Origin of the sequence: Nocardioides bizhenqiangii (assembly GCF_034661235.1) — a bacterium.
Lineage (GTDB): Bacteria > Actinomycetota > Actinomycetes > Propionibacteriales > Nocardioidaceae > Nocardioides > Nocardioides bizhenqiangii.
On sequence record NZ_CP141059.1, the window covers coordinates 2,212,643 to 2,238,931 of the forward strand.

The 26,289-nt window shown below is 68.1% G+C and carries 20 protein-coding genes and 3 rRNA genes; 18 read left to right on the plus strand and 5 right to left on the minus strand.

What is annotated here, in order from left to right; genetic code table 11:
- The first annotated feature begins 144 nt into the window (after window positions 1-144).
- From pheS to SHK19_RS10675, 3 genes are read left to right on the plus strand one after another with little or no spacing between them, the layout of a single operon-like run.
- On the plus strand, window positions 145-1,293 hold the full coding sequence (pheS, locus tag SHK19_RS10665) for a phenylalanine--tRNA ligase subunit alpha (protein WP_322938628.1): 1,149 nt from the start codon (window positions 145-147) through the stop codon (window positions 1,291-1,293).
- Between the two features lie 4 nt (window positions 1,294-1,297).
- Window positions 1,298-3,787 carry a phenylalanine--tRNA ligase subunit beta gene (gene pheT / locus SHK19_RS10670; RefSeq protein WP_322938629.1) on the plus strand — a complete coding sequence of 830 codons (2,490 nt, stop codon included), beginning with the start codon at window positions 1,298-1,300 and terminating at the stop codon, window positions 3,785-3,787.
- Window positions 3,788-3,825: 38 nt separating this feature from the next.
- A complete protein-coding gene (locus SHK19_RS10675) occupies window positions 3,826-5,403 on the plus strand; it encodes a TolB family protein (protein WP_322938630.1) in 1,578 nt (525 codons plus the stop codon).
- Here the strand turns inward: SHK19_RS10675 and SHK19_RS10680 are convergent.
- Window positions 5,400-5,954: an LOG family protein gene (locus SHK19_RS10680; RefSeq protein WP_322938631.1), complete on the minus strand. Its 555-nt coding sequence runs from the start codon at window positions 5,952-5,954 to the stop codon at window positions 5,400-5,402. The genes SHK19_RS10675 and SHK19_RS10680 overlap by 4 nt on opposite strands.
- Window positions 5,955-5,973: 19 nt before the next feature.
- The gene (locus SHK19_RS10685; RefSeq protein ID WP_322457016.1) at window positions 5,974-6,783 is read right to left on the minus strand and encodes a maleylpyruvate isomerase N-terminal domain-containing protein; all 810 of its coding nucleotides are present in this window, start codon (window positions 6,781-6,783) and stop codon (window positions 5,974-5,976) included.
- Between the two features lie 95 nt (window positions 6,784-6,878).
- Here SHK19_RS10685 and argC point away from each other — a divergent pair, with 95 nt between their 5' ends.
- The 14 genes from argC to rrf all read left to right on the plus strand — a co-directional run bounded on the left by argC (window position 6,879) and on the right by rrf (window position 22,988).
- Window positions 6,879-7,928, plus strand: coding sequence for an N-acetyl-gamma-glutamyl-phosphate reductase (gene argC, locus SHK19_RS10690; RefSeq protein WP_405030474.1), 1,050 nt, complete (start codon window positions 6,879-6,881; stop codon window positions 7,926-7,928).
- Window positions 7,925-8,341: an ACT domain-containing protein gene (locus tag SHK19_RS10695; RefSeq protein ID WP_322457014.1), complete on the plus strand. Its 417-nt coding sequence runs from the start codon at window positions 7,925-7,927 to the stop codon at window positions 8,339-8,341. Before argC ends, SHK19_RS10695 begins: the two co-directional genes overlap by 4 nt.
- Before the next feature lie 28 nt (window positions 8,342-8,369).
- Window positions 8,370-9,521, plus strand: a complete 1,152-nt coding sequence (gene argJ, locus SHK19_RS10700) for a bifunctional glutamate N-acetyltransferase/amino-acid acetyltransferase ArgJ (RefSeq protein WP_322938633.1) — start codon at window positions 8,370-8,372, stop codon at window positions 9,519-9,521.
- Between the two features lie 14 nt (window positions 9,522-9,535).
- Window positions 9,536-10,498, plus strand: coding sequence for an acetylglutamate kinase (gene argB, locus SHK19_RS10705; protein ID WP_322457012.1), 963 nt, complete (start codon window positions 9,536-9,538; stop codon window positions 10,496-10,498).
- A gap of 71 nt (window positions 10,499-10,569) precedes the next feature.
- Window positions 10,570-11,793, plus strand: a complete 1,224-nt coding sequence (locus tag SHK19_RS10710; protein WP_322457011.1) for an acetylornithine transaminase — start codon at window positions 10,570-10,572, stop codon at window positions 11,791-11,793.
- Window positions 11,790-12,671 (plus strand): ornithine carbamoyltransferase, encoded by an 882-nt coding sequence (argF, locus tag SHK19_RS10715; RefSeq protein ID WP_322938634.1) that lies wholly within the window; start codon window positions 11,790-11,792, stop codon window positions 12,669-12,671. Before SHK19_RS10710 ends, argF begins: the two co-directional genes overlap by 4 nt.
- Window positions 12,668-13,180 carry an arginine repressor gene (locus SHK19_RS10720; protein ID WP_322938635.1) on the plus strand — a complete coding sequence of 171 codons (513 nt, stop codon included), beginning with the start codon at window positions 12,668-12,670 and terminating at the stop codon, window positions 13,178-13,180. The genes argF and SHK19_RS10720 overlap by 4 nt, the downstream gene beginning before the upstream one ends.
- Window positions 13,181-14,620, plus strand: coding sequence for an argininosuccinate synthase (gene argG, locus SHK19_RS10725; RefSeq protein WP_322457008.1), 1,440 nt, complete (start codon window positions 13,181-13,183; stop codon window positions 14,618-14,620).
- Window positions 14,620-15,090: an NUDIX hydrolase gene (locus tag SHK19_RS10730; RefSeq protein ID WP_322938636.1), complete on the plus strand. Its 471-nt coding sequence runs from the start codon at window positions 14,620-14,622 to the stop codon at window positions 15,088-15,090. The genes argG and SHK19_RS10730 overlap by 1 nt, the downstream gene beginning before the upstream one ends.
- Window positions 15,087-16,547 carry an argininosuccinate lyase gene (argH, locus tag SHK19_RS10735; protein ID WP_322938637.1) on the plus strand — a complete coding sequence of 487 codons (1,461 nt, stop codon included), beginning with the start codon at window positions 15,087-15,089 and terminating at the stop codon, window positions 16,545-16,547. Before SHK19_RS10730 ends, argH begins: the two co-directional genes overlap by 4 nt.
- Window positions 16,531-17,115: a DNA-3-methyladenine glycosylase gene (locus SHK19_RS10740; RefSeq protein WP_322938638.1), complete on the plus strand. Its 585-nt coding sequence runs from the start codon at window positions 16,531-16,533 to the stop codon at window positions 17,113-17,115. The genes argH and SHK19_RS10740 overlap by 17 nt, the downstream gene beginning before the upstream one ends.
- A gap of 421 nt (window positions 17,116-17,536) precedes the next feature.
- Window positions 17,537-19,076 (plus strand): 16S ribosomal RNA (locus SHK19_RS10745).
- 426 nt (window positions 19,077-19,502) lie between these two features.
- A 23S ribosomal RNA gene (locus SHK19_RS10750) occupies window positions 19,503-22,680 on the plus strand.
- A gap of 191 nt (window positions 22,681-22,871) precedes the next feature.
- Window positions 22,872-22,988, plus strand: a 5S ribosomal RNA gene (rrf, locus tag SHK19_RS10755).
- The 16S, 23S and 5S rRNA genes sit together here, the layout of an rRNA operon.
- Window positions 22,989-23,108: 120 nt before the next feature.
- On the opposite strand, the gene SHK19_RS10760 is transcribed toward rrf, so the two are convergent.
- Together SHK19_RS10760 and SHK19_RS10765 are read right to left on the minus strand one after the other, a co-directional pair.
- Window positions 23,109-23,690, minus strand: a complete 582-nt coding sequence (locus SHK19_RS10760) for a dihydrofolate reductase family protein (protein ID WP_322454965.1) — start codon at window positions 23,688-23,690, stop codon at window positions 23,109-23,111.
- 64 nt (window positions 23,691-23,754) lie between these two features.
- Window positions 23,755-24,621: a helix-turn-helix domain-containing protein gene (locus tag SHK19_RS10765; protein ID WP_322938639.1), complete on the minus strand. Its 867-nt coding sequence runs from the start codon at window positions 24,619-24,621 to the stop codon at window positions 23,755-23,757.
- A 151-nt stretch (window positions 24,622-24,772) separates the two neighbouring features.
- On the opposite strand from SHK19_RS10765, the gene SHK19_RS10770 reads away from it, so the two are divergent.
- Window positions 24,773-25,147: a single-stranded DNA-binding protein gene (locus tag SHK19_RS10770; protein WP_322454967.1), complete on the plus strand. Its 375-nt coding sequence runs from the start codon at window positions 24,773-24,775 to the stop codon at window positions 25,145-25,147.
- On the opposite strand, the gene SHK19_RS10775 is transcribed toward SHK19_RS10770, so the two are convergent.
- On the minus strand, window positions 25,107-26,246 hold the full coding sequence (locus SHK19_RS10775; protein WP_322454968.1) for a DUF1015 family protein: 1,140 nt from the start codon (window positions 26,244-26,246) through the stop codon (window positions 25,107-25,109). The two genes, SHK19_RS10770 and SHK19_RS10775, sit on opposite strands and share 41 nt — an antisense overlap.
- Between the last annotated feature and the right edge of the window lie 43 nt (window positions 26,247-26,289).

Here is a 26,289-nt window from a genome sequence, read left to right on the forward strand (position 1 = left end):
TGGCGTCGCTCGACGTGCGCCCAGCATGCCAGCGCTCCGCCGCCTTGCCAGATCGGCCGGAAACGCCGCTCGCGACGGCACCGGACGGGGGCCAACGCCTAACCCGTTCGCCGCCGGGGAGCAGCGCTTCCTAGACTGACGCCCGTGTCCGGACCCAATACCGACTACGACCCCGTGGAGGTTGCCGCCGTGCAACCGGAAGAGGTCGATGCGGCGCGCGACGCCGCCCTGGCCGCGATCGCGGCTGCGGCCGACCTGGAGGAGCTGAAGCGGGTCCGGTCCGAGCACGCGGGCGACCGCTCGCCACTCGCACTGGCCAACCGGGAGATCGGTGCACTGCCGCCGCAGGCGCGCAAGGAGGCCGGCCAACGGGTCGGCCGGGCGCGAGGTGAGGTCAACCAGGCACTCGCCGCGCGGCAGGAGGTGCTCGAGGCCGAGCACGAGGCGCGGATCCTGGTCGAGGAAAGCGTCGACGTGACCCTCCCGACCGACCGGCTACCGGCCGGCGGTCGGCATCCGATCACCACGGGCGCCGAGCTGATCGCGGACATCTTCGTGGCGATGGGCTGGGAGGTCGCCGAAGGTCCCGTCATCGAGGCCGAGTGGCTCAACTTCGACGCACTCAACCTGGGCGCCGACCACCCCGCCCGCACGATGCAGGACACGTTCTGGACCGCCCCGGAGGGGATCTCGGGCACCGCCGCCACCGGCAGTGCGCACGACGTGCACGGAGCCGGCACCGGGGTCGTGCTGCGCACCCAGACCTCGCCCGTGCAGGCACGCACCATGCTCTCCCAGCAGCCGCCGATCTACGTCGTGGCTCCCGGCCGGGTGTTCCGCACCGACGAGTTCGACGCAACGCACAGCCCGATGTTCCACCAGGTCGAGGGCCTGGCCGTCGACGAGGGCATCACGATGGCGCACCTGAAGGGGACGCTCGACCACTTCGCGACCCAGATGTTCGGCGACGGCGTGACGACGCGGTTCCGGCCGTCGTACTTCCCGTTCACCGAGCCCTCGGCCGAGGTCGACCTCAAGTGCTTCGTCTGCAGGGGAGTCGACTCGTCCTCGTGCCGCACGTGCAAGGGCGAGGGCTGGATCGAGTGGGGAGGGTGCGGCGTGGTCAACCCACGGGTCCTCACCGCCTGCGGAGTCGACGCCGAGCGCTACACGGGCTTCGCCTTCGGCATGGGCATCGACCGGACCCTGATGTTCCGGCACGGTCTCGCGGACCTGCGCACGCTCTTCGAGGGCGACGTCCGGTTCACCACCGCGTTCGGAACGGAGCTCTGACCCAGTGAAGGCACCGCTCTCCTGGATCAAGGAGTACGTCGACCTCCCGCCCGACGCCACCACCGAGCAGATCACCGACCGGTTGACCGACCTCGGCCTCAAGCTGGAGGCGATCCACAGCGCCGCCGAGGGCATCACCGGCCCGCTCGTCATCGGCCGGGTCCTGACCATGGCTGCCGAGCCTCAGAAGAACGGCAAGACCATCAACTGGTGCACCGTCGACGTCGGTGCCGCCAACGGAACGGGTGAGCCGCAGGGCATCGTGTGCGGTGCGCACAACTTCCAGCCGGGCGACCTGGTCGTCGTGGTCCTGCCGGGCGGCGTGCTTCCGGGTGGCTTCGAGATCTCGGCACGCAAGACCTACGGCCACGTCTCCGCCGGGATGATCTGCTCGGCCCGCGAGCTCGGCCTCGGCGACGACCACGAAGGGATCATGGTGCTGCCGGCCGAGGTCGGGATGCCCGGAGAGGACGCGTTCGACGTCCTCGGTCTCCGCGAGGAGGTCATCGAGTTCGAGATCAACCCCGACCGGGCCTACGCCCTCTCGCTGCGGGGGATCGCACGGGAGGCGGCGCTCGCCTTCGACGCGCCGTACCGCGACCCGGCGCTGCGCGAGACCCCCGAGCCCAACGCCGACGGCTACCCCGTCCTCGTGGACGACCCGGTCGGCTGTCCGGTCTTCGTCGCCCGCACGGTGATCGGCTTCGATCCGGCGGCACCCACCCCGGCCTGGATGGTCGAGCGGATCACCCAGACCGGCATGCGTCCGATCTCGCTGGCGGTCGACATCACCAACTACGTGATGCTCGAGACCGGCCGACCGATCCATGGCTACGACCTCGACAAGCTGCGGGGCGCGATCAGGGTGCGCCGCGCAGTCGAGGGGGAGCGGATGACGACCCTCGACAGCGCCGAGCGGGTGCTCTCGCCCGAGGACCTGGTCGTCACCGACGACACCGGGATCATCGGCCTGGGTGGCGTGATGGGCGGCGAGACCACCGAGATGTCGGCGACGACCACCAGCATGCTGATCGAGGCGGCGCACTGGGACGCGGTCTCGATGTTCCGGACCGGCAAGCGCCACAAGATCACCTCCGAAGCCGGCAAGCGCAACGAGCGCGGTGTCGACCCCACCATCTGCGAGGCCGCAGCCGACCGGGTCGTGGAGCTGCTCGTCCAGCTCGGCGGTGGTACGGCGGAACCCGGCGTGACCGTCGTCGGCACGCCCCCGGAGCAGCCGTCGATCGGGATGAGCGCCGACCTGCCGGCCCGTGTCAGCGGCATCGACATCGACGCCGACACCGTCGTCGCCAACCTGCTGGCCATCGGCGCGGCCGTCGACGTCGAGGGAGACGGCGCCGAAGGGGTGACCGTGACCCCGCCGCCGTGGCGTCCGGACGTCACCGACCCGTTCGACCTCGTGGAGGAGGTCGTCCGGATCGTCGGCTACGACCAGGTGCCGTCGGTGCTGCCGCGGGAGGCCGCGGGCCGCGGGCTCACCCGGCCCCAGAAGCTGCGTCGGCGGATCGGGCGCACGCTGGCCGGTGCCGGCTGCGTCGAGGTGGTCAGCTTCCCGTTCGTCGGCGACGCCACCTTCGACGCTCTCGGCCTGCCCGCGGACGACGTCCTCCGGAGGACGGTGCCGCTCGCCAACCCACTCTCGGCCGAGGAACCTGCCTACACCACGACCCTCCTCCCCGGAGTCCTGAAGGCCGCCGGGCGCAACATCGGGCGGGGAGCTCCGGGCGTCGCCCTCTTCGAGACCGGCACCGTGGCGTTTCCTGTCGACCGTGGCCCGGCGCCGATCTACGGAGTCGACCGACGCCCGGACGACGCCGACCTGCAGAAGCTGTTCGAGGCGCTGCCCCGGCAGCCGCAGCACCTGGCGGTCGTGCTGGCCGGTGAGCGCGAGCGCGCGGGCTGGTGGGGGCAGGGACGCGCAGCGGAGTGGTCCGACGCGGTCGGGCTCGTCCGACGGCTCGCCGCCGAGCTCGGGGTGACCGTCGACGTCGGACGGGCCAACCGGATGCCGTGGCACCCCGGCCGCTGCGCTGCCTTCGCGATCGGAGAGCTCGAGCTCGGGCACGCCGGTGAGCTGCACCCCCGGGTGTGTGCCCAGTTCGGGCTGCCGCAGCGGAGCGCGGCCCTCGAGATCGACCTCGACCTGCTGATGGCGCAGGCGCCCGTGGTGGTGCCGGGCCCGTCGTTCTCCTCGTTCCCGCTGGCCAAGGAAGACGTCGCGCTCGTGGTCGCCGACGACATACCAGCGACCGCGGTCGAGGCTGCCCTGCGGGCAGGCGCCGGGGAGCTGCTCGAGTCGGTGCGGCTCTTCGACGTCTACACCGGGGAGCAGATCGGCGAGGGCCGGAAGTCACTGGCGTTCGCGCTCCGGTTCCGCGCACCCGACCGCACCCTCACCGAGGCCGAGACCAGCGCCGCACGGGACGCGGCGGTGGCGCGGGCCGCCGAGCTGGTCGGGGCGGTTCAGCGCTGACCGCTGCGGGCTCCCACAGCGCCTGACAGGATGTCGCCATGGCGCTCCACCACTCCCTGCGCGACCTGGTGTCCGTCCGTGGCGCCGGCGTTGTCGACGAGGCCGAGGAGTTCCGCGGGGTCCTCGACGACTTCCTGGCCGAGGACGAGGCGACGCTCGGCGAGCTGAACCTGCTGGTCGACGCGGTGCGGCTGGGCGCACTGCGCCGCGTGCTCGACGTCATGGACCACGGAGCCGCGCCCCAGGCCGCCATCCGCGAGGCGGGCGCCGCCCTGGCCCGCGACCGCGGCACCGACGACCCGACGCGCTCGTGCTGGGCGCTCGCGAGCCTCGGCTTCGCGCTCGGCAAGGTCGACGAGTCGACGGTGCGGACGTTCCTGGGTGACACCGGCACCATGTCCGCCCCGAGCCGACCGGTCCCGCCGATCGCCCCGGCTCCCGACCCGGTCGCCACCGGACCCACGACTGCCGAGCGCCCGACGACCGAGGCGCTCCCCGACGGAGCAGCCGCGGCGGCGCCGCCGGCGGCTCAGCCCGGAGCCGCGCCGTCCCCCGCACCTCCGACCGCCGCCCCCCAGCCCGCCCCCTACGCCGGTCCGGTCCCTCCGGTGATCCCCGAGCAGCGGTCGAGCCGGGCCGGCGTCTACCTGCTGATCCTCCTGGTCGCCCTGCTCCTCGGCGGGTTGATCGCGACCGGGATCATCCTGCTGCGTTCCGACGACCCGACGGCCTCCGACGAGCCGACTAGCGACGCCCCTGACGCGGGTGAATCGGCCGCGAAGGCGTTGGTGCCGCGGTCCGCCATGCTGGTCCCGTACGTCGTGGACAACATTTCGCGGATCTACCAGGTCGACACGCTCACCGGGGAGTCCGAGCCGATGACCTCCGCCGGCGTCGACGCGCGGCTGCCGACGATCTCGCCGGACCGCCGCACCATGACCTACCAGTTGGGTGCCCCTCCTTCCGTCGTGAGGTCGGTGGACCTGGAGACCGGTGAGGAGCGGGACCTCTTTGATGCTGACGGCGACTGCGGAACCGCTGGTCGGCCTGCATGGAGTCCGGACGGCAGCCGCTTCGCGGTCGTTTGCTCGGGCATCGACAAGGTGGTCGACGGCATCTGGGTCGCCAACGCCGACGGCAGCGGACTCACCGAGGTGGTACCAGACCCCGATGTGAACGGTTCGCCGACCTGGATTTCCGACACCGAGTTCGTCTTCCCCATCGAGGAGGTCGAGTCAGCGCCGTTGACGTTCTGGAAGTCGGACGCTGACGGCAGCAGGATTGAGCAAATGGACGTCGAACTCGACGGGTTCCTGTCCCACGCAGACTGGTCGCCGACGGCGGAGCGACTGATCTTCCTTGTCTCGCCCGACGCCGAGATGGAGGGCGCGGTGTGGACGGTGGATGTTGACGGCGAAGACGCAGAGCTGGTGGCCGACGGGAGCTATGCCCACCCGGTCTGGTCGCCGGACGGGGACGCCATCGGCGTGACGTCATACGACGAGGAGGGGGAGGAGTCCCTCGCCTACATCCCGCTCGACGACCCCGAGAACCCCGTCATCGTCCCGGACCCGCCGCCCGGCGACATCGGGGTCCCGGTGTGGGGGACCCGCTAGCCGAGCTGCGCAGCGAGACCCTCGAGCGCGGTGTCGAGGTCAGGCGCGACAACGAGCCCATCCACCGTGCTGCGATCCATGAAGGCGTGGTCGGCGAGGCGGTCGAGGGTCTCGACCAGGGGGTCCCAGAAGCCGTCGATGTTGAGCAACCCGACCGGCTTGCTGTGCAGGGACAGGGTCTGCCAGGTCCAGACCTCGAACAGCTCCTCCAGGGTGCCGAGGCCGCCCGGCAGGGTCAGGAAGGCGTCGACGCGCTCCGCCATCATCGCCTTGCGCTCATGCATGGTCTCGACGACGTGCATCTGTACGCCCGGCTGGTGCAGCCGACCCCACTCCCGCTCGACCATGAACCGGGGGATCACGCCGTAGACCCGGCCACCACCGTCGAGCGCGCCCTGGGACACCCGTCCCATCAGGCCGGCGCCACCCCCGCCGTAGACGAGCTCGATCTCGCGCGCGGCAAGCTGCGTGCCGACGTCGTACGCCCGGTCCGCGAATCGCGGGTCCGAACCGTTGCGAGAGCCGAGGAACATCGCGAGTCGCTGGATCACGGAAGCGACGGTAGCGACTTCACGCGATCGGGTTGCCGAGGACCGCCCGCGCGTGCTCGATGACGCGGGTGTCGCCGGAGATCGCGATGCCGGCCTCGTCGCCGCGGTGCCACAGCCACGAGTCGAGGACCGCGGCGTCGCCGGCGACCACCGCGTCGGGCGGCACGCCCGGGTCCGCCACGACGTGCATGTCCTGCTCGTCGGAGAACTCCTCGCCATCGGGCGCGGTGCCCGAGAAGGTCCCGAGCTGGGTCCAGACCGACGTCCCGAAGTCGGCGATCCTGAACTCGATGTAGCGGGGCTGGGGCTCGAACCGGCCCCACGACGGCAGAGCGCCGTACATCTTGTCGAGCGCCTCGTCGACGCCGTCGGCGGCGAGCGCAGGGTCGAGGGAGGTGAGCGCGCCCGCGGTGAGCTCGGCGTCGACGCGGTGGATCAGGGCTTCGTGGGCCTGGCGACGGTAGGTGAAGGCCACGGTCTGGTCGGCTGCCTCGCTCGACCAGGACCACGCGGGCTCGGCCGGGTCGGCGGCCTCCAGGGCCGCCGCGAAGGCGCCATGAGCGTCGTCGAACGCGGCGAGCAACGCGTCGTAGCCCTCCGGCCGATCGGGCTCGGTGTAGCCCATCTCCTCCCGGGACTGCGGCCGGTTGACCACCACCGCCCACCAGGAGTGCTGGACGGTGGTCAGGTGCCACAGCAGGTCGGCGGCCGACCATTCCGGGCACGAGGGGACCGGCGCTGCCGGGTCGCAGGCGGCGAGCACCTCACGGAACCGGGCGGAGTCGCGGCGGATATGGTCGAGGTACTCCGAGTGGTCGAGTCGGGTCACGCGGAGCGAGGCTACGGCGCCGCGCCGACGGTGGCGAACGGATTGTCGTGAGCCCCGATGTGAGCAAACATACGGAACTCTGTATAGTCATGCAGGTGGAACGGGTCAATCGGGTCAAGGTCGCGGTCGCCGGCGCCAGCGGGTACGCCGGCGGGGAGGTGCTGCGCCTCCTGCTGGGTCACCCCCAGGTGGAGATCGGCGCCGTCACGGCGGGCAGCAACGCGGGCGCGACGCTCGGCTCGCTGCAGCCCCACCTGACGCCCTTGGCCGACCGGGTCCTCGAGGAGACCAGCCTCGCGACGCTGGCCGGCCACGACGTCGTCGTCCTGGCACTGCCGCACGGACAGTCCGGCCCCCTCGCCTCGGAGCTCGGCGCCCTCGACGACACCGTGGTCGTCATCGACTGCGGCGCCGACTTCCGGCTCAGGGAACCGGGCGACTGGGAGCGCTTCTACGGCAGCGCCCACGCCGGCACCTGGCCCTACGGCCTGCCCGAGCTCCCCGGCCAGCGGGAGCTGCTCGCCGGTGCCACGCGGATCGCCGTGCCGGGCTGCTACCCGACGGTCTCGACGCTCACCCTCGCTCCGGCCGTGGCCGCAGGCCTGGTCGTGCCCGACGTCGTCGTGGTCGCCGCCTCGGGGACCAGCGGCGCCGGCAAGGCGGCGAAGCCGCACCTGCTCGGCAGCGAGACCATGGGCAACGTCTCGGCGTACGGCGTCGGCGGCGGGCACCGGCACACCCCCGAGATCACCCAGAACCTCGGCAGCCTGACGGACGTCCCCGTCCGGGTGAGCTTCACGCCGCTGCTGGTGCCGATGCCGCGGGGGATCCTCGCCACCTGCAGCGCGCCCCTTGCCGGGCCGCTCACGCCGACCGAGGCCTACGACGTCTACGCCAAGGCGTACGCCGACGAGCCGTTCGTTCACCTGCTCCCGCCGGGCCAGTGGCCGCAGACCAAGTCGGTCGTCGGGTCCAATGTCGTGCAGCTGCAGGTGACCGTCGACGAGGCGGCCGGCCGGCTGGTGGCCGTCGGCGCGGTCGACAACCTGGCGAAGGGCACGGCCGGTGCCGCCGTGCAGTGCCTCAACCTCGCTCTCGGGTGGGACGAGACCACCGGCCTTTCTGCGGTAGGACTGGCCCCGTGACGTCCTACACGCTGTCCCGCTTCCCCGAGACCCTCGCGGTCGTCCAGCTCGGTCCGGGTGCCGAGATCCCGACCTGGGCCGAGTCCTCGTCGATCTTCTCGGTGACGGCGACCGCCACCGAGACGTCGATCGTCTGCGCCGCCCGGAGCGTCCCTGCCAAGGCCCGGCACGACAAGCCCTACACGGCGTTCGTGGTGGTGCCGGAGGCCGGCTCCGCCGACTTCGACCTCTCGTCCGGTGTCACCGGCGTGCTGGTCGCCCTGCTGGCGCCGCTCGCCGACGCCGGCGTGAGCGTGTTCGCCCTGTCCACCTTCGGCACCGACTGGATCCTGGTGCCCAAGAACGACGCGGACAAGGCCGAGGAGGCATGGCGACGATCGGGACACGCGATCGCCCCTGCCGTCCCCGCGTAGTCACGTCGTCCCGAAGGAACCCACCACCATGAGCGTCACCACCCCTGCCGGCTTCGTCGCCGCCGGCGTCCACTGCGGCCTGAAGGCCAACGGCAACCCGGACCTCGCCCTGGTGGTCAACCAGGGCCCGCGGTTCGACTCCGCCAGCGTGTTCACCGCCAACCGCTGCAAGGCCAACCCGGTGCTGTGGAGCGAGCAGGTCGTCAAGGACGGCGTGGTCAAGGCCGTCGTCCTCAACTCCGGCGGCGCCAACTGCTACACGGGCGCCGAGGGCTTCCAGACCACCCACGAGGTCGCCGAGCGGGTCGCCTCGAACCTCGGGATCGGCGCCGTCGACGTGGTCGTCTGCTCGACCGGCCTGATCGGGCTGCGCAACGACCGCCCGACACTGCTCGCCGGCGTCGACGCGGTGCATGCCGCGCTGTCGGCCGACGGCGGTGACGACGCGGCGCACGCGATCATGACCACCGACTCGGTCAGCAAGCAGGTCGTGGTCGAGCGGACCGGCTGGTCGATCGCCGGGATGGCCAAGGGCGCCGGCATGCTCGCGCCCCAGCTGGCCACGATGCTGGTGGTCATCACGACCGATGCGGAGATGCCGGCCGAGGAGCTCGACGCGGCGCTGCGGGCCGCGACCCGGGTGAGCTTCGACCGGCTCGACTCCGACGGATGCATGTCGACCAACGACACCGTGACGGTGATGGCGAGCGGAGCCAGCGGCATCACGCCGGACGCCGCGGAGTTCACGGCAGCACTCACCGAGGTCTGCAGCTCGCTCGCGATGCAGCTGCTCGCCGACGCCGAGGGCGCCGACCACGAGATCGCGATCACGACCGTCAACGCAGCCACCGAGGACGAAGCGGTCGCCGTCAGCCGCAGCGTGGCCCGGAGCAACCTCTTCAAGGCTGCGATCTTCGGCAACGACCCCAACTGGGGCCGGGTGCTGGCATCGATCGGTACGACGGACGCCGCGTTCGACCCGGCCGATCTCGACGTCGCGATGAACGACGTCTGGGTCTGCCGCAGCTCCGGACTGGGGGAGGACCCCGCCACCATCGACCTCGAGCCCCGCCAGGTCACCGTGACCATCGACCTCAAGGCCGGCGCCGCCGAGGCCACGGTCTGGACCAACGACCTGACCCACGCCTACGTCCACGAGAACAGCGCCTACAGCTCATGAAAGCGCCCCACGAGATGACCGACGACCCAGCCAACGAGATCGTGATCGAGACGACGCTGCACCATCCAGGGAGTCCCGACCCCAAGAAGGCCGCCACCCTGGCCGCGGCGCTGCCGTGGCTGAAGGCCTACCACGGCAAGGTCGTGGTGGTGAAGTACGGCGGCAACGCGATGACCGACCCCGACCTCAAGAAAGCGTTCGCGGAGGACATCGCGTTCCTCCGTTTCGCCGGGTTCAAGCCGGTCGTGGTCCACGGCGGAGGTCCGCAGATCTCCCAGATGCTCGGCCGGCTCGGCATCCAGTCCGAGTTCCGCGGCGGGTTGCGGGTCACGACACCCGAGGCGATGGACGTCGTCCGGATGGTGCTGGTCGGACAGGTGCAGCGCGAGCTGGTCGGGCTGATCAACGAGCACGGACCGCTCGCCGTCGGCCTGTCCGGTGAGGACGCCGGGCTGTTCAGGGCCGAGGCGACCAACACGATCGTCGACGGCGAGGAGGTCGACCTCGGCCTCGTCGGCGAGGTGGCCCAGGTGCGGCCCGAGTCGGTGCTCGACCTGATCGAGGCCGGCCGGATCCCCGTCGTCTCCAGCGTCGCCCCCGACGCCGACGGCATCGTCCACAACGTCAACGCCGACTCCGCGGCGGCGTCGCTCGCGGTCGCGCTCGGTGCGGAGAAGCTGCTCGTCCTCACCGACGTCGAGGGCCTCTACCTCGACTGGCCCGATCCCGAGGAGGTGATCGGCGAGATCGCGCCCGAGGCTCTCGAGGAGATCCTCCCGACCCTCGCCAGCGGCATGATCCCGAAGATGGGCGCGTGCCTGCAGGCGGTCAAGGGCGGCGTGCAGCGCGCCACCGTCGTCGACGGACGACAGCCGCACGCCGTGCTCCTCGAGCTGTTCACCGACGAGGGTGTCGGCACCCAGGTGCTGCCCGGCGTCACCACCAAGACCCGCAAGGCAAGGGAGGTCGGAGCATGATTACCCCACCGGGTTCTTCGCTTCCCCCGCTTCGCTCCTCCAGCGAACAACCCGACGGGGACCCCAACAACATGACCGCCACGCAAGCCTGGACCGAGCGGTACGCCGGCGCGCTGATGAACACCTTCGGCCCGCCGAAGCTGGTCCTCACCCGGGGCGACGGCGCGCACGTGTGGGACGCCGACGGCCGGGAGTACGTCGACCTGCTCGGCGGCATCGCCGTCAACGCCCTCGGGCACAACCATCCACGGCTGACCAAGGCCGTGACCGAGCAGCTGCAGACGCTGGGCCACATCTCCAACTTCTTCGCCAGCGAGCCGCAGATCGAGCTTGCCGAGCGACTGGTCTCACTGCTCGGCACCGAGGCGCACGTCTTCTTCACCAACTCCGGCGCGGAGGCCAACGAGGCGGCGTTCAAGCTCACCCGGCGCACCGGCCGCACCAAGGTGGTCGTCACGGAGGGCGGCTTCCACGGCCGGACCATGGGCGCTCTCGCGCTGACCTCGAAGCTCGCCTATCGCGAGCCGTTCGAGCCGCTGCCCGGCGACGTGGTCTTCGTGCCCTACGGTGACATCGCCGCGCTCGACGCCGCGGTAGACGAGCGGACCGCCGCTGTGCTCGTCGAGCCGGTCCAGGGGGAGGCCGGCGTCGTCGCACCTCCGACCGACTACCTGCCCGCCGCCCAAAGGATCGCGCACGAGCACGGCGCCCTGCTCTGGCTCGACGAGGTGCAGACCGGCGTCGGGCGGACCGGGGCGTGGTTCGCGCACCAGCACCCGGACCTCGTGAGCGGACCCGTCACCCCCGACATCGTCACCCTCGCCAAGGGCCTCGCCGGCGGCATCCCGATCGGCGCCTGCATCGCGACCGGCGGCTCCGGCAAGCTCTTCGACCCCGGCAACCACGGCACCACGTTCGGCGGCAACCCGGTGGCGGCCGCGGCCGCCCTCGCCGTCCTCGACACCATCACGGCCGACGGCCTGCTCGACCACGTCACCCGGCTCGGATCGCGGATCCGGGACGGCCTGGCCGCCGACCGGCGCGTCACCGAGGTCCGCGGCGCCGGCCTGCTGATCGGCCTCGACCTGGCTGAGGCCAAGGCTGCAGACGTCGTCGCAGCGGCGCAGGACGCCGGCTACATCGTCAACGCCCCGACCCCCGACCGGATCCGGCTCGCGCCGCCCCTGGTGCTGACGGACTCGGACGTCGACGGATTCCTCGCGGCGTGGCCCGCCATCCTCGACGCCGCCGGCGTCGGCGTCTCGACAGGCTCGACCACCGAGGGGGACGCATGAGGCACTTCCTGCGCGACGACGACCTCAGCCCGGCCGAGCAGGCCGAGGTGCTCGCCCTCGCCGCGACACTGAAGTCGGCGCCCTTCGCGCACCAGCCGCTCGCCGGTCCGCGCACCGTGGCGATGATCTTCGACAAACCGACCCTCCGCACGCAGGCATCGTTCGCGGCCGGCATCGCCGAGCTGGGCGGCTACCCGATGCTGGTCGACGGCAACCTCGCCGGAATCGGCAAGCGCGAGTCGGTCGCCGACGTCGCCCGGGTGCTGGGCCGGCAGGCCACCGCGATCGTGTGGCGCACCTTCGAGCAGAGCCGGATCGACGAGATGGCCGAGCACGCCGGCGTGCCGGTCGTCAACGCACTCACCGACGAGTTCCACCCCTGCCAGCTGCTGGCCGACCTGCTGACCGTCCAGGAGCACAAGAGCAGGCTCTCCGGGCTCAAGGTCGCCTTCCTCGGGGACGCGGCGTGCAACATGGGCAACTCGTGGGCGCTGGCCGGCGCGATCGCCGGCATGCAGGTGACCTTCGGCTGCCCGGAGGGCAGCGCACCCGCCCACGGAGCCGCCGAAGTCACCGATGACCCGGTCGCCGCGGTCACCGGGGCCGACGTCGTCGTCACCGACACCTGGGTCTCGATGGGCAAGGAGGACGAGGCCGAGGCGCGGCGGGCGACCTTCGCCCCGTACTCCGTCACCTCCGAGCTGATGACCCACGCCGCACCCGACGCGATCGTGATGCACTGCCTCCCGGCCTACCGCGGCTCGGAGATCGCCGCTGAGGTGATCGACGGCCCGCAAAGCGTCGTGTGGGACGAGGCGGAGAACCGACGCCACGCCCAGAAGGCGATCCTGGCCTGGCTGGAGGCGAAGCGATCATGAGTGAGCGCGCGCTGACCCCGCTGACCAAGAGCGCCCGCCAGCAGCTGATCATCGACCTGCTCGGCAGCCGTGAGGTGCGCTCCCAGGCCGAGCTCGCCGAGCTGCTCGGCGGCCGCGGCGTGCACGTCACCCAGGCCACCCTGAGCCGCGACCTGCTCGAGCTCGACGCGGTCAAGGTCCGGCTGTCGTCCGGCACCCTGGTCTACGCGGTCCCCGCCGAGGGCGGCGACCGCACGCCCGTCCACGGCGAGAGCGCGGCGGCGTACCACCGGCTGGCCCGGCTCTGCGCCGAGCTGCTGGCCAGCGTCGAGGCGAGCGCCAACCTGGTCGTGCTCCGCACCCCGCCGGGTGCGGCGCAGTTCCTCGCGAGCGCGATCGACAAGGTCGAGCTGCCCGACGTGCTCGGCTGCATCGCCGGTGACGACACCGTGCTCGTCATCGGTCGCGACCCGGCGGGTGGCGACGCCCTCGCCCACCAGTTCACCGCATTTGCCGAAAGGAACCAGTAAGTGTCCAAGGTCCTCACCGCCCTGCCTCTGGGCGAGCGCGTCGGCATCGCCTTCTCCGGCGGCCTCGACACCTCTGTCGCCGTGGCCTGGATGCGCGACAAGGGCGCGGTGCCGTGCACGTACACCGCCGACATCGGGCAGTACGACGAGCCGGACATCTCCGGCGTACCCGCCCGCGCCCTGGAGTACGGCGCCGAGATCGCCCGAGCGGTCGACTGCCGTCGCGAGCTGGTCGAGGAGGGGCTCGCGGCGATGGCCTGCGGCGCCTTCCACCTCCGCTCCGGCGGCCGCTCGTACTTCAACACCACGCCGCTCGGCCGCGCGGTCACCGGCACCATGCTGGTCCGGGCGATGCACGACGACGGCGTCGACATCTGGGGCGACGGCTCGACGTTCAAGGGCAACGACATCGAGCGGTTCTACCGCTACGGACTGCTCGCCAACCCGGAGCTGCGGATCTACAAGCCGTGGCTGGACCCGCAGTTCGTCAGCGAGCTCGGCGGCCGGACCGAGATGAGCCAGTGGCTCATCGAGCACGGCCTGCCCTACCGGGACAGCAAGGAGAAGGCCTACTCCACCGACGCCAACATCTGGGGCGCCACCCACGAGGCCAAGACCCTCGAGCACCTCGACGTGTCGCTCGAGACGGTGGAGCCGATCATGGGCGTGAAGTTCTGGGATCACTCGGTCGAGATCGCGCCCGAGGACGTCACCATCTCGTTCGACGCCGGCCGGCCGGTCGCCATCAACGGCCGGCGCTACGCAGGAGAGAGTGCCGCGGTCGACCTGGTCATGGAGGCCAACGCCATCGGCGGCCGGCACGGTCTCGGCATGTCCGACCAGATCGAGAACCGGATCATCGAGGCCAAGTCGCGCGGGATCTACGAGGCACCCGGCATGGCGCTGCTCTGGATCGCCTACGAGCGGCTGCTCAACGCCGTCCACAACGAGGACACCGTCGAGAACTACCACACGAGCGGCCGACGGCTCGGACGGCTCCTCTACGAGGGTCGGTGGCTCGACCCGCAGGCGTTCATGCTCCGCGAGTCGATCCAGCGGTGGATCGCGTCGCTGGTGACCGGCGAGGTCACGCTGCGGCTGCGGCGCGGTGAGGACTACACGATCCTGCGCACCGACGGACCCGCGTTCTCCTACCACCCCGACAAGCTGTCGATGGAGCGCACCGAGAACGCCGTCTTCGGTCCCACCGACCGGATCGGCCAGCTCACGATGCGCAACCTCGACATCGCCGACTCCCGCGCCAAGCTGGAGCAGTACGCCGACCAGCCCATCCACCAGGGGCTGGTCGCCGTCGAGAACGGCGTCCTCTACGGCGAGATCGAGGCCGGCGGCGCCGAGCAGATCGCGGCCAACCCGGACCTGACCGGCGAGGAGGAGCTCCTGCTCGAGGACGCAGCGATGGAGTCCGGGAACGACTGATGGGAATCACTGCCAAGCGCCTTGCCGCCCGGGTCCTCCCGGTGAGTCCCGAGGGCCGCGTGCTGCTGCTGCACGAGCAGGACCCAGCGAACCCCGGCGTTCTCTACTGGGGCAGCATCGGCGGCGCGGTCGACCCCGGTGAGACGCTCGTCCAGGCGGCGGTGCGCGAGCTGCGGGAGGAGACCGGAATCGTGATGGACCCGGAGTCACTGGTGGGCCCGCTGCTGCGTGCCGACCAGCCGTTCACCTGGGCTGGTCGCGACTACGTCAACGACGCGCACTTCTTCGCGATGCCGCTCGCCGAATCGGTCGACGTCAGCTTCGACCACCTCGTCGAGGAGGAGACCGGCAACGTCCTCGGCTCCGGTTGGTGGACCCCGGGGGATCTCGAGGATGACGGCACCGCCGCGTCGGCGGAGCTTCCGGACGCGATGCGGCTGGCGATCGACGTGATCGGAGGAGCGGCGTGAGCGGCACGGGCAGTACGGGCGCGGGCAAGCTCTGGGGCGGCCGGTTCGCCGGCGGACCGTCACCGGAGCTCGAGGCGCTGTCGCGGTCGACCCACTTCGACTGGCGGCTCGGGCTCTACGACATCGGCGGCTCGCACGCCCACGCCAAGGCCCTGGCTGCGGCAGGGCTCCTCAGTCCCGAGGAGGAGGCCGAGCTGCACCGTGGTCTCGACGTGCTCGCCGAGCGGTTCGCCCAGGGCACGCTTGTCCCGGACCCGTCCGACGAGGACGTGCACGGCGCTCTCGAGCGGCTGCTCATCGAGGAGGTCGGGCCCGACATCGGCGGCAAGATCCGCGCCGGGCGCTCGCGCAACGACCAGATAGCGACGCTCTTCCGGTGGTACCTGCTCGACCACTCGCTCACGGTCGGTGCCCTGCTGCTCGACCTGGTGGACGCGCTCGCCGGGCAGGCCGAGCAGCATCTCGGCCCCCCTGGGATCGGCACCGTCATGCCGGGGCGCACGCACCTGCAGCACGCGCAGCCGGTGCTGCTCTCACACCACCTGCTGGCCCACGCCTGGGCCCTGCTGCGTGACGTCGACCGGCTCGCCGACTGGCGGCGCCGGGTCGAGTCGGACTCGCCGTACGGCTCGGGCGCGCTCGCCGGCCAGAGCCTCGGCCTCGACCCCGAGCTGGTCGCGCGTGAGCTCAACTTCACCGGCTCCACCGCCAACTCCATCGACGGCACCGCGTCTCGCGACTTCGTGTCGGAGTTCGCGTTCGTCGCCGCCCAGGTCGGCGTGGACATCAGCCGGATCGCCGAAGAGGTGATCCTCTGGGCGACCAAGGAGTTCGGGTTCGTCACGCTGCACGACTCCTGGTCGACCGGGTCCAGCATCATGCCGCAGAAGAAGAACCCGGACATCTCCGAGCTGGCCCGAGGCAAGGCCGGCCGCCTGGTCGGCAACCTGACCGGGCTGCTGACGACGTTGAAGGCACTGCCGCTGGCCTACAACCGGGACCTCCAGGAGGACAAGGAGCCGGTGTTCGACTCGATCGACACTCTCGAGGTGCTGCTGCCCGCGTTCACCGGACAGGTGGCGACCCTGACGTTCAACGCCGACCGGATGGCCGAGCTCGCGCCCCAGGGGTTCTCGCTCGCGACCGACATCGCCGAGTGGCTGGTCCGTCAGGGCGTGCCCTTCCGTGTCGCCCACGAGGTCGCCGGCGCGTGTGTGCGGGAGTGCGAGGAGCTCGGGATCGAGCTGCACGAGCTCTCCGACGAGCAGTTCGCGGCGATCTCACCGACGCTCACTCCCGAGGTGCGCGCCGTGCTCACCGTCGAGGGGTCGGTGGCGTCGCGCGACGGTCGCGGCGGCACGGCGCCGGTGCGGGTCGGCGAACAGCTCGGCGAGCTGCGCGCGCGGGTCGCCGGTGCTCGTGCCCTCCTGAAGGGGGTACGTGAGCGCGCTCGTTGACCTGCTCGACGGGCCGGTCGAGCTGGTCGCCCCGCGCCTGCTCGGCGCGGTGCTGCGGCACGGCCCGGTAGCGGTCCGACTGACGGAGGTCGAGGCGTACGCCGGCCCGGACGACCCGGGCTCCCACTCGTTCCGGGGGCCGACGGCGCGCAACCGGGTCATGTTCGGACCGCCCGGCCACCTCTACTGCTACCTGAGCCACGGCGTCCACGTCTGTGCCAACGTCAGCGTCGGTCCGGACGGCACGCCCGGCGGGGTGCTGATGCGCGCCGGGGAGGTGGTCGACGGGATCGAGGTCGCTCGGACGTTCCGCCCCGGCGCCGCGGATCGGGACCTGGCGCGTGGGCCGGGCCGGCTCGGACGGGCCCTCGGGATCCTGCTCGACCACTACGGCACTGACCTGACGAGCGGCGAGATCACGCTGACGCCGGGGGAGGCCCGGGGCGAGATCGCGAGCGGACCGCGGACCGGCCTGCGGCGAGCGGCCGACCGGCCCTGGCGGTTCTGGATCGTGGGGGACCCGACGGTGTCGCCGTACCGCCGCCACCGCCTGGCCGAGGGCTTCTGAGCCACCGTTCGAGCTCGAGGTGCACCCCGATTTGGCAGGGGCCCACGGCATCCTGCTAACTTCCTCCTCGTCGCAGCACGCGGCTCCCAAACCCGCCGAGAGGCAACAGGTCCCTGGTCCGTCGTGTGCCTGGACGCCGCCGGGCTCGGCGGCCGAGAAACGCCCGCAACACGAAGGTGTCGCGGAGTTGACGGCCCTAACCGACACCGGTAAAGTTTCACAGGTTGCCCCGAAGGACCGGCGTGAGCCGGACTCCGAGCGCGTGTGATGTTTGAGAACTCAACAGTGTGTCATGCAATTTATGTCGTTGTGATTTGTTTGCGGCATTCGCGCTTTTGGTGTGGGTGTCGTGGTTTTTTGGCAAGTTGAATGATTCTGGCAATGAATGGTCAGTTTTGTTTTGTTTGCTGGGTATCAGCTTTTTATGGAGAGTTTGATCCTGGCTCAGGACGAACGCTGGCGGCGTGCTTAACACATGCAAGTCGAGCGGTAAGGCCTCTTCGGGGGTACACGAGCGGCGAACGGGTGAGTAACACGTGAGTAATCTGCCCTTGGCTCTGGGATAAGCACTCGAAAGGGTGTCTAATACCGGATATGACGTGGTCCTGCATGGGATCTGCGTGGAAAGTTTTTTCGGCTGGGGATGTGCTCGCGGCCTATCAGCTTGTTGGTGGGGTAATGGCCTACCAAGGCTTTGACGGGTAGCCGGCCTGAGAGGGTGACCGGTCACACTGGGACTGAGACACGGCCCAGACTCCTACGGGAGGCAGCAGTGGGGAATATTGGACAATGGGCGGAAGCCTGATCCAGCAACGCCGCGTGAGGGATGACGGCCTTCGGGTTGTAAACCTCTTTCAGTACCGACGAAGCTGTCCTTTTTGGGGTGGTGACGGTAGGTACAGAAGAAGCACCGGCCAACTACGTGCCAGCAGCCGCGGTAATACGTAGGGTGCGAGCGTTGTCCGGAATTATTGGGCGTAAAGGGCTCGTAGGCGGTTTGTCGCGTCGGGAGTGAAAACATCCAGCTTAACTGGGTGCTTGCTTTCGATACGGGCAGACTTGAGGTATGCAGGGGAGAATGGAATTCCTGGTGTAGCGGTGAAATGCGCAGATATCAGGAGGAACACCGGTGGCGAAGGCGGTTCTCTGGGCATTACCTGACGCTGAGGAGCGAAAGTGTGGGGAGCGAACAGGATTAGATACCCTGGTAGTCCACACCGTAAACGTTGGGCGCTAGGTGTGGGACCTATTCCATGGGTTCCGTGCCGTAGCTAACGCATTAAGCGCCCCGCCTGGGGAGTACGGCCGCAAGGCTAAAACTCAAAGGAATTGACGGGGGCCCGCACAAGCGGCGGAGCATGCGGATTAATTCGATGCAACGCGAAGAACCTTACCTGGGTTTGACATACACCGGAAGCCCCTAGAGATAGGGGTCTCTTTGATACTGGTGTACAGGTGGTGCATGGCTGTCGTCAGCTCGTGTCGTGAGATGTTGGGTTAAGTCCCGCAACGAGCGCAACCCTCGTTCCATGTTGCCAGCAGCACCTTCGGGTGGCTGGGGACTCATGGGAGACTGCCGGGGTCAACTCGGAGGAAGGTGGGGATGACGTCAAGTCATCATGCCCCTTATGTCCAGGGCTTCACGCATGCTACAATGGCCGGTACAAAGGGCTGCGATCCCGTGAGGGGGAGCGAATCCCAAAAAGCCGGTCTCAGTTCGGATTGGGGTCTGCAACTCGACCCCATGAAGTCGGAGTCGCTAGTAATCGCAGATCAGCAACGCTGCGGTGAATACGTTCCCGGGCCTTGTACACACCGCCCGTCACGTCACGAAAGTCGGCAACACCCGAAGCCGGTGGCCCAACTGTTTACAGGGGGAGCCGTCGAAGGTGGGGCTGGCGATTGGGACGAAGTCGTAACAAGGTAGCCGTACCGGAAGGTGCGGCTGGATCACCTCCTTTCTAAGGAGCACACCCAAGACGGTCGGCCGAACGAGCCGGCTGCGATATGGGGTGTTCACTAGTGGAACACCACGACAGCCCTGTTCCCTTCGGGTTTGACCCTGGGGGAGCTGATGGGTGAGTAGATCTGCATGATGCGCTGTTGGGTGTCTGAGGCATCAGACGCCGGTTGCCTGTGATGGGCGGCGGGGGCTGGTAGGGCTCTTGGTACTTGATTATTGGATAGTGGACGCGAGCATCACGCACTGGATGTCTGCCCTGGCTTGGCCCCCGTTGTTGTTTGGTGGGGTGTGGTTGGGGTTGTGTTGTCTGGCGTGTGACGTTTGTAGTGTTGTATATCGTTTTGTGTCTTGATCATTTTGATTCACGCAGACCGTTCATACTGATACATGCTGTGTTGTTTGTTGTGTGTGTTGGTGGTTTGTGTGGCAAGTTGGTAAGGGCGCATGGTGGATGCCTTGGCATCGAGAGCCGATGAAGGACGTGGGAGCCTGCGATATGCCCTGGGGAGTTGGCAACCGAGCGTTGATCCGGGGATGTCCGAATGGGGAAACCCAGCTGGAGTTGTGTCCAGTTACCTGCACCTGAATGAAATAGGGTGTGTGGAGGGAACGCCGGGAAGTGAAACATCTCAGTACCGGTAGGAAGAGAAAACAATAGTGATTCCGAGAGTAGTGGCGAGCGAAATCGGATCAGGCTAAACCTATATCGTGTGATACCTGGCAGGGGTTGCGGTATGGGGGTCGTGGGAGCACTCGTGCATGCGCTGCTGAGCATGTGCGGAGTTAGAAATCATCATTGAGGTCGAAGCAGTTGGAAAGCTGCGCCGGAGCGGGTGATAGCCCCGTAGACGTAAGGTGGTGACTCCGTGAGTGTTTCCCAAGTAACATGCCACTCCTGGAATGGTGTGTGAATCTGGCGGGACCACCCGTTAAGCCTAAATACTTCTCGATGACCGATAGCGGACCAGTACCGTGAGGGAAAGGTGAAAAGTACCCCTGGCGGGGAGTGAAATAGTACCTGAAACCATGCGCCTACAATCCGTCAGAGCCGAGCCACGTCCTTTGGGGTGTGGTGGTGATGGCGTGCCTTTTGAAGAATGAGCCTGCGAGTTAGCGGTGTGTGGCGAGGTTAACCCGTGTGGGGTAGCCGTAGCGAAAGCGAGTCCTAACAGGGCGTTACCATTTATTTGGTTCAGTCGCATGCTCTAGACCCGAAGCGGAGTGATCTATCCATGGGCAGGTTGAAGCGCCGGTAAGACGGCGTGGAGGACCGAACCCACTTCAGTTGAAAATGGAGGGGATGACCTGTGGATAGGGGTGAAAGGCCAATCAAACTCCGTGATAGCTGGTTCTCCCCGAAATGCATTTAGGTGCAGCGTTGCGTGTTTCTTGCCGGAGGTAGAGCACTGGATAGCCGATGGGCCCGACCAGGTTACTGACGTTAGCCAAACTCCGAATGCCGGTAAGTGAGAGCGTGGCAGTGAGACTGCGGGCGATAAGGTTCGTAGTCGAGAGGGAAACAGCCCAGACCATCGGCTAAGGCCCCTAAGGGGCGGCTAAGTGGAAAAGGATGTGGAGTCGCAGTGACAACCAGGAGGTTGGCTTGGAAGCAGCCACCCTTGAAAGAGTGCGTAATAGCTCACTGGTCAAGTGATTCCGCGCCGACAATGTAGCGGGGCTCAAGCCGTCCGCCGAAGCCATGGCATCCACACAATACCCAAGCCGGCGCCCTTCGGGGTTGCTTGGTTCAGGGGTGTGGGTGGGTAGGGGAGCGTCGTGTCACGGGCGAAGCGTCGGAGTGATCCAGGCGTGGATGTGACACGAGTGAGAATGCAGGCATGAGTAGCGAATCACGGGTGAGAAACCCGTGCGCCGAATGATCAAGGGTTCCAGGGTCAAGCTAATCTGCCCTGGGTAAGTCGGGACCTAAGGCGAGGCCGACAGGCGTAGTCGATGGACAACGGGTTGATATTCCCGTACCGGCGAAGTGGCGCCCATGACGAGCCCGGTGATGCTAACCACCCGAAACATCCGTTAACCATGCTCCTTCGGGGGTGTGGGGCGGGTGCGGAGCGTGGGATCCGATCCGGTAGTAGTCAAGCGATGGGGTGACACAGGAAGGTAGCCCAACCACGCCGATGGTAGAGCGTGGGTAAGCAGGTAGGACGTGGCCCAGGCAAATCCGGGTCGCAGCCGCGAGGCAAGTCTGAGATGTGATGCCGACCCCGTATGGGGGAAGTGGGTGATCCTATGCTGTCGAGAAAAACCTCTAGCGAGCCACGAGCCGCCCGTACCCCAAACCGACTCAGGTGATCAGGTAGAGAATACCAAGGCGATCGAGACAACCATGGTTAAGGAACTCGGCAAAATGCCCCCGTAACTTCGGGAGAAGGGGGACCCGAACCGTCAACCCACTAGCTGGGGGACGCGGGGAGGGTCGCAGAGACCAGGCCCAAGCGACTGTTTACTAAAAACACAGGTCCGTGCGAAGTCGTAAGACGATGTATACGGACTGACTCCTGCCCGGTGCTGGAAGGTTAAGAGGACCGGTTAGCACACCCTCTACATGTATGGTGTGCGAAGCTGAGAATTTAAGCCCCAGTAAACGGCGGTGGTAACTATAACCATCCTAAGGTAGCGAAATTCCTTGTCGGGTAAGTTCCGACCTGCACGAATGGAGTAACGACTTGGGCGCTGTCTCAACCATGGACTCGGCGAAATTGCACTACGAGTAAAGATGCTCGTTACGCGCGGCAGGACGGAAAGACCCCGGGACCTTTACTATAGTTTGGCATTGGTGTTTGGTTCGGCTTGTGTAGGATAGGTGGGAGACTATGAAACCGCCACGCCAGTGGCGGTGGAGTCAACGTTGAAATACCACTCTGGTCGTACTAGATGTCTAACCTAGGGCCATGATCTGGTCCAGGAACAGTGCCTGATGGGTAGTTTAACTGGGGCGGTTGCCTCCTAAAGAGTAACGGAGGCGCTCAAAGGTTCCCTCAGCCTGGTTGGCAATCAGGTGACGAGTGTAAGTGCACAAGGGAGCTTGACTGTGAGACAGACATGTCGAGCAGGGACGAAAGTCGGAACTAGTGATCCGGCACCACCATGTGGAAGGGGTGTCGCTCAACGGATAAAAGGTACCCCGGGGATAACAGGCTGATCTTCCCCAAGAGTCCATATCGACGGGATGGTTTGGCACCTCGATGTCGGCTCGTCGCATCCTGGGGCTGGAGTAGGTCCCAAGGGTTGGGCTGTTCGCCCATTAAAGCGGCACGCGAGCTGGGTTTAGAACGTCGTGAGACAGTTCGGTCCCTATCCGCCGCGCGCGTAGGAAACTTGAGAAAGGCTGTCCCTAGTACGAGAGGACCGGGATGGACGAACCTCTGGTGTGCCAGTTGTACCGCCAGGTGCAGGGCTGGTTAGCTACGTTCGGAAGTGATAACCGCTGAACGCATCTAAGCGGGAAGCACGTTTCAAGATGAGGTTTCCCCACCCCTTTGAGGGTGTAAGGCCCCCAACAGACTATTGGGTTGATAGGCCGGAGGTGTACAGCAGCAATGCCCAGCCGACCGGTACTAATAGGCCGAACACTTGCCACACAAACCCCCAACACAACCAACAAACCACCGTTGGACGTGCCAGCCGGGGCGAATGCGCAAGACACAAACAACACCCCGTTATACACGGGTAGATACAACACCGACCACCGCAAACACGCGTCCACACAATCCAACCCCACCACCGGGAGACAACACCCAAACCCGGCTGGAACCCAAGGGGTTCATAAAGTTACGGCGGCCACAGCGACAGGGAAACACCCGGACCCATCCCGAACCCGGAAGTTAAGCCTGCCAGCGCCGATGGTACTGCAACCGAGAGGCTGTGGGAGAGTAGGACGCCGCCGGACATACCATTGCCAACGGGCGACCAGTTATCTGGTCGCCCGTTGTGCTTTTTCGGCCCGCATTCCACTTTGCGGGCTCCTCACGTTCGACGCTGCTCTTCTTCGCGTACCCGCTCAGTTCGGTCAACGGCGCACCCGATAGCGCAGGTGCAGCACCCGGCTCCCTTGAATCACCACGTCCGGATCCTCCAACAGGTGCTGCGCGTCGACGGAGCCGAAGTAGCGCTTGCCGGACCCGAAGACGACGGGCGCAACGTCCATGCGCACCTCGTCGACCAGACCCGCGGCAAGCACCTGGCCACCGACGTCGCCAGCGGCGACCTCGACAACGCGGTCACCCGCAAGCTCTTGCGCCTTGGCCAGGGCTGCCTCGATGCTGTCGACGAAGTGGAACGGCGCCTCCGGGTCCCAGCCCTCGGGCGCCGGCCGATGCGTCACGACGACCGCGTGGTCGACCCCACTCGGCGGCGTCCCGTCCCAGCCGTCCGTCAGGTCGAAGACGTGGCGGCCGGCGATCGTCACCCCGATCTGGTCCCAATAGGGCCGGATGTGGTCGTAGGACGTCTGCGACACCTTCAGTACGCCGCTGTCGTCCAGCGGCACATCACCGCTGACCAACCACTCGAACAGCGGACCGGGGTCGTCGTTCTCAGCCGCAATGAAGCCATCCATTGAGACCGACGCATTCATGACCACGTTCCCCATGGGTTCCTCCTCTGTTTGGAGTCCCAAGTCTTGCGTGTAGGTGAGTGGTCGCTCTTGTAAGAAATCAATCGGCCGGCAGTGGCCAGCCGTCCAGCACGTGGCCGGGATGATCGCGCAGGAATCGCCGTCGGACTTCGACGTACCGGGTCGGCGTGAGCCCGGTGAACTCCCGGAACTCGTGGACGAAGTGGGCCTGGTCGGAGTATCCCGCGCGGGCGGCGACGTCGGCCCAGTCGATCGGTGCAGCGACGTCGATCGCCAACACGGTGGACGTGAAGCGGTAGCTGCGAGCCAGCCGTTTCGGCGTGACACCGATGACCGCCTTGAACCGCCTCGCCACGTAGGTGCTGCTGGCGCGGCCTGCCACGCCGAGGTCGCTGATCGGCACCGCTCCGCCGGTCGCCGCGATGGCACTGCTCGTTTGACGTACGAGGTCCAGGCCGTCGATCTCCCGCAGCCGTCGCGTCAGCTCATCTTCGAGCAGCGTCAGCATCTCGTGCGGTGCGTCCGCTGTGGTCAGCCGGTCTCGCAGCTCGGCAATCGCCGCCTGGCCCCAAATCTGCGCCACCGTCGCCGGCCGGTCGCACAGGTCGGCCGCGGGCATCGGCAGGAACGGGGCCAGCCCCCACGGCTTGAAGTGCACGCCGACGGACCGGGTCCGGGGTGGGTAGCTGAATTCCCACGCGCGAGTGGGTGTCGTGACGACGCAGCCATCGACGTATTCCGCCGCCTCGACAGCCGTGCCGGCGCGGATGAGGAACGGCATTCCGACGTTGACGATGAGCAACGGCGCTGGCGCCGCCGGCAGAATCAGCCGGGAGTACGGCGGGGCGCCCTCCAGGTAGTACAGGTCGTCGATCAGGCCTTCCAGCGGCGGTCGCGGCACTCTGGACACATACTCCACGCCCACATCATCGCCCGCGGCCCGCATGGGATGCCGAGCCCCGCCACACCCCACTTCGTGAAGAGCCACTTCGCGTCCACAGGTCCCGCGCGGCGTCGTGATCATCCACAGGTGGGCGGGCGCGCTCGGCCCGCTTGTCGGAAGTGCTCCGTTTGCTGGTTGGCGAAGGAGGTGCCGGATGAGCACGAAGAAGAAGGCCGTCAACGGCCAAGGACGAGCAAACGAGGTGCGGCTCGCGGGCACGGTGTCGGGTGAGCCCGAGCGCCGCGTGCTGCCGAGTGGCGACGAGCTGTGCGTGGTGCGCGTCGTCGTGCCGCGGGTGACAGTGCGGGCGCGGCCGGACGGTGGGCGCGGGCAGAGCGTCGACGTCCTCGACTGCTGCGCGTGGGAGGCGCGGCCTCGCCGCGCGGTCGGCGGGTGGCGCCCGGGCGACCAGGTGGAGGTGAACGGCGCGCTGCGCCGACGCTTCTTCCGCGCCGGTGGCGTGACGGCGTCGAGAGTGGAGGTCGAGATCAGCTCGGCGCGGCTGGTTCGTCGCGCAGAGACCGGATGAGGACCCCGAGGCTGGGCTTGGGCTGAAACGATGTCGCCTTCTCGGGGAGCAGCCGGTCGGCCTCGGCGATGCGCTGGACGAGGTCCACCGCCGGCGCCGGCATCAGCACCGCGATGCTCGACCGGGGATGAGCGTTCGCGAGCGCGTCGTCGACCGTGTGGTGGTAACCGATGCTGGACGGCCCGTGGGGGAGCGCCGGCACCAGCTGGCGGTGCAGGAGCTCCACGGCCGCGCGATCGGGCGGTACGGCGAGGTCGACGACGACCCACTCGGTGCCGTCGGTGGCGGCGAGCGTGCTCGGTCCGAGGGCAGCCACTGCTTCGGGTTGGGAGCGGGTGGTGCACCTCATGCCCAGGCTCTCGGCCGCACTGCGGACGTCGTCAAGGGATGTGCCGGCCAGGCTGCGGTGGATCGGCCCGAGGAAGAGCGGCGTCGCGGTCTGGTCGACCAGCATCGCCAGCCCCTGGTCGCACGGGCCGCCCGGCTCGCGCCGCTGGAGACGCAGGTAGGCGGCGTACCGGTGGTGGCCGTCGGCGATCAGCGCCCGGGTGTGGCGCAGCTCGTCAGCGACGTCGGCGAGCACCGCCGGCTCCCGGATCGCCCAGATGCGGTGCTGCTGCTCGGACCGGTCGGTGAACTGGTGGTCCGGCGCCGCCTCGAGCACGCCACCCGTGAGCTCGCGCAGCCGCGGCGTGCCGCTGTGGACGAGGAGGATCGGTGCCGGGTTGAGCCCCATCTCCGACATCCGGTCGGCGAGGTCGTCGGCCTGCGCCGGGTGGATGCCCTCGTGCGGCAGCACCGCGCGATCCTCGGCGCGGGTGGCCCGTCGCGAGACGTCAAGGGCGCCGACGAGCCCGCGGATGGTCATGCCGCCCGCGGTGTACTCGTGGAGGTAGAGCGCGGGGTCGCGGTCGCGGCGGACGAGGCCGCGCGTCTGCCACCGCACCAACCGGGCGGCCACCCCGCGGTACGGACGGGCGAACGCCCGGCCGGTCGACGGATCCCCGACCCGGTGCGGCGCGAGCATCAGACCCGGAAACGGCAGGAGCCTGAGCGGACCGGCGACGTAAGGCGGCGTCACCACCTGTCCGGAGTCCATCAGGGCATCGTACGGAGGAATGCAGGAGGACCTGAGAGGCTGA